We start from the raw sequence: 604 nt of genomic DNA, 5'->3' as shown, positions 1-604 counted from the left end.
TCTGTACCCTGAGCTCCGGCATGGTGCTGGGACGGGAGGGGCCCTCGGTGCAGATCGGGGGCAACCTGGGCAAGATGGTGGCGGATATCTTCCGGTTGCCGAAGGAGCACGGCCATGCGCTGCTGGCGGCTGGGGCTGCGGGTGGGTTGGCCGCAGCCTTCAATGCCCCCTTGGCGGGGATCCTGTTTGTGATGGAGGAAATGCGCCCCCAGTTTCGCTACTCCTTCCTGGCCATCAAGGCGGTGGGGATCTCTGCCATCATGGCAACCCTGATGCTGCAGAACATGAAGGGTCAGGCGCCTGTCATCAGCCTGCCGCACTATGACGCTCCGGCGCTGAAGGCGCTCTGGCTGTTCCTCTTCATGGGGGCCACCTTCGGGGTGCTGGGCTTCGTCTTCAACAAGCTGGTGCTGGCCTGTCAGGATGCTTATCTGGCGCTGCATCAGAACAAGCGCCACCGGTTTGTCGCCATCGGCATGCTGGTGGCGGGCACCTTCGGCGTGCTGTCGCTGTTTGCACCCTCGGTGACAGGCGGGGGGACAGAGCTCATCCCCCATCTGATGGGCGGTGAATATGCGATGGCGACCCTGTTTCTCATCTTCTC

At 63.1% G+C, this 604-nt stretch carries 1 protein-coding gene; it reads left to right on the top strand.

The genetic code is table 11. The features are described from left to right. The coding region (locus tag BN1128_RS15775) for a chloride channel protein (protein ID WP_042870469.1) at positions 1–604 on the top strand (604 nt) is incomplete at both ends.

This window comes from Aeromonas piscicola, assembly GCF_000820005.1.
In the GTDB taxonomy this organism is placed as follows: Bacteria; Pseudomonadota; Gammaproteobacteria; order Enterobacterales; family Aeromonadaceae; genus Aeromonas; species Aeromonas piscicola.
Note: the sequence above shows the minus strand (reverse complement) of the source record. Positions and strands in the feature narration are given on the sequence as shown.